The 3,290-nt window shown below is 45.0% G+C and carries 1 protein-coding gene; it reads right to left on the bottom strand.

What is annotated here, in order from left to right:
* Positions 1-3,290, bottom strand: a 3,290-nt coding sequence (locus GF409_05160) for a hypothetical protein (protein MBD3426600.1), incomplete at both ends; no start/stop codon positions are given.

The following is a 3,290-nucleotide window of genomic DNA, read 5'->3' as shown; positions in this document are numbered from 1 at the left end:
CGGGCGATCCTCTCGCGTTCTTTCCGGGCTTCTTCCTCGGCTTTAAGACGCGCCTGTTCTTTCTTATATGCCTCTTCGGCTTTGTCTATCCGGGTGAGTTCATCCCGGATGTCCTGGCGCTCTTCCACCTCAAGTGCCCTCTCTGCGTAACGCCTCGCACCAGCGAAGTCATTGTCGGCAAGTTCTTTCCTTGCCCTTTCAAGGTAACCTTCTATCCTCTCAGCACGTCGTGCGGCTTCCCTTTCAGCCTCGGCTTTCTCGCGGGCGATCCTCTCGCGTTCTTTCCGGGCTTCTTCTTCGGCTTTTAGGCGTTCTTGTTCTTCTTTATAGGTTGTTTCTTTTTCATCTATCTTTGACAGAAACTCATTTACTTGGCTATTATCCTTTTGGACTTCAAATGCTACTTGAGCATACTTCCTCGCACCTTCAAAATCATTGTTATCAAGCTCTCTTTGCGCTTTCTTTAAATATTCATTGATCTCCTGCTCTCTATCGCGTGCTTCTTGTTCCCGCAAAGCTTGTATTTGTTTCTCTGTTCTTTCTTCTTCGTGCTTCTTCCATTGCATATAATCAATATCTTCGTGTTCATCCCTGAAAAAAGAAGGTATGCCTATGGCCTTGTTGACGGATAAAAGTGCTGTGTAATAATCAGAATAACTGGACAGCATCCCATATTCCATTTCGGTGAATTTCTCATATTCTTCAATGAGCCTGGGCATATCAAATTCTCCGAATCTGAACCTCTCAACGAGAACATCTACATACATTTTTTGATGTTCGTATTTTGCTTCTGCCAGTTCCATTTGCAACAACGCTTTACGATACCCAAAATACGCTTCTTTTACCTGGACTATAAGATCCTTTTCCGCCTTAAGTTGTTCATATTTTGCTCTTTCGAATCCGGCGCGGGCTTCTTCTATATTTGAAAAATAAGCCAAATCGTCCAGAAATTTAAAAGTAAAATAACTGGTAGCTGTCTGTGAACCTCGAAATTGTGATACTGTAGGCGCCCACATTTCTCTCACATAATTGTATTCGAACGTACTCCCCCAAACAGGTATTGTACCTTTAGCCCCAGCAAACCATTCGGGTTCCCAAGAGCGGTCTTTTCTCCTGGGTTGCCCGGCGATTTGAGATTTAAGGTCATTGGGGTGATTCATGGGTTCATAAAGCTCGTATGCCGCACCGAATGAACCATGAAAATCGATCTTCGGCCAGCCTTCTGCTTTCATCATTTTTCGCTGAAAATCAAAATACTTGATGGCGTTAACTTTGACACGGTATTCAGGATTATTGGCGAAGGCCAAAGTATAACAGTTCTCAAGTCCGATAGAAAGAAGCTCGGTGGGTTTCGGAACAGCTTTGATTTTAATATGCTGCTCCGGCTCCAGATTCATAGCCTGAAATAAAACCAATTCGGCAAGATCAACATCTTCTCCGGCTGAAATGTATGAGAAGTTGGTCTGGAGATTCAAGCCTTTAACATTAAGGTAGTCCATATGAGAAACCAGCTCTTCCTGGTAAGCTTGCTCCATGATGCTATAGAAATTGTTGACTCTTGTCTTGTGGGCCTCCTGCAACTTTAGATTTTTTAGCGCCTTGTCCAAACTGTAATAAGCTCTCTTGGTATCGAATATTATTTCATTTGTTATTTTTTGCCTTTCCAGCTTGGTCGTAACAAGATTGGCCTGCTGCTGGCGGAGTTTGAACCATGAACCAAAACCGTCGAAAGCCGTGTGTTTTACTTCTATTTGATATTTTTGCGCCTTGTAATGCCTTAACATTCCGTCGCCTTGAACCTTACCAGAACCCAGCTCTGTTTTAACCGTCACGTTCGGAAAAAGATCCCTTCTTGCTTCCCAGACCCGCATTTCGGCCAGCTTTACCTGCTTATCATAGACTATCTTCCGCTGGCTTCTGTTCAAGGCTATCTGCACACATTCATCAATACTGTATTTCTTGCCCTCCTCGACCCTGGTCATCTCTTCGGTCTTCTTCTCAAAAAGCTCAGCAACGTACTGGTACCAAGTTTTTTCCTCATCATAGATATGGAAAGGATCCCCTTTTTCTTCAACTCTTTGCACCGCTTTCTGGGCGGCTTTCTTCATGTCTTCTCTTCTCTCTTCCCAATCACCGAACATTTCAGCCTTATCTATTCGAGTTATCATATCAGCTACTTCAGTGCTGTTGGGATTTACATCATGCGCCATGTATGCGTATCGTCTCGCGCTTCCATAATCTTCTCTTTCAAAGGATTTTTTTGCTATATCAAGATATTTTTGAATTTTTGCTTCTTCTCTTTTCCTTTGTGCTTCTTCCTCCTTGCGTTGCTTTTCCGCCAGCTCCGCCTGTTTTTGCAATTCGGCTTGTTGTTCTAAAAGCTCCTGCTGTTTCTCGTATTCTATCCGTGTCTGGTCAATTTCGCTTAAAAGGGTCTGGGCCTCTGCTGTTTCTTCTATAGCAAGAGCATCTCGCACATAATTTATAGCATCTTTAAACTTATTATCTTGCAGTCTCTCCCGGGCTTGCTCTAAATATTCGGCTATCTTGTTCTTCTTTCTTTGTTTCTCCTGCTCTTCTATAGCCCTCTCGCGCTCTATTCGTTCGCGCTCTCTCTTTGCTTCTTCTTCGGCTTTCTTGCGAGCCTGCTCTTGCCAGTAAGCTTTTTCGGTTTTCTCGATATTATCCAGAATGTCACTTGCTGTCTGAGTTTCCTTTATTTCCATCGCCTGACGCGCATATTCTCGCGCGGTGTCGAAGTCATTATCGGCTAATTCCTCCCGGGCACGATTAACAAGAGATGCCACCTGTTCTTCTTTTTCACGCTGTTCTTTTTCGGCTTTAATTCTAGCCTGTTCTTTTTCGTAAGATAATTCAGCTTCGTCAATTTCCTGCAGGAAGGTCTTGACTTCTTTTGTTTCCCCGACATCAGAGGCTCTTTCAGCGTAACGTCTCGCGCCAGCGAAGTCGTTGTCGGCAAGTTCTTTCCTTGCCCTTTCAAGGTAACCTGCTATCCTCTCAGCACGTCGTGCGGCTTCCCTTTCAGCCTCGGCTTTCTCGCGGGCGATCCTCTCGCGTTCTTTCCGGGCTTCTTCCTCGGCTTTAAGACGCGCCTGTTCTTTCTTATATGCCTCTTCGGCTTTGTCTATCCTGGTGAGTTCATCCCGGATGTCCTGGCGCTCTTCCACCTCAAGTGCTCTCTCTGCGTAACGCCTCGCACCAGCGAAGTCATTGTCGGCAAGTTCTTTCCTTGCCCTTTCAAGGTAACCCGCTATCCTCTCAGCGCGTCG

The sequence above is a fragment of the Candidatus Omnitrophota bacterium genome, from assembly GCA_014728045.1.
GTDB lineage: Bacteria > Omnitrophota > Gorgyraeia > Tantalellales > Tantalellaceae > WJMH01.
Note: the sequence above shows the minus strand (reverse complement) of the source record. Positions and strands in the feature narration are given on the sequence as shown.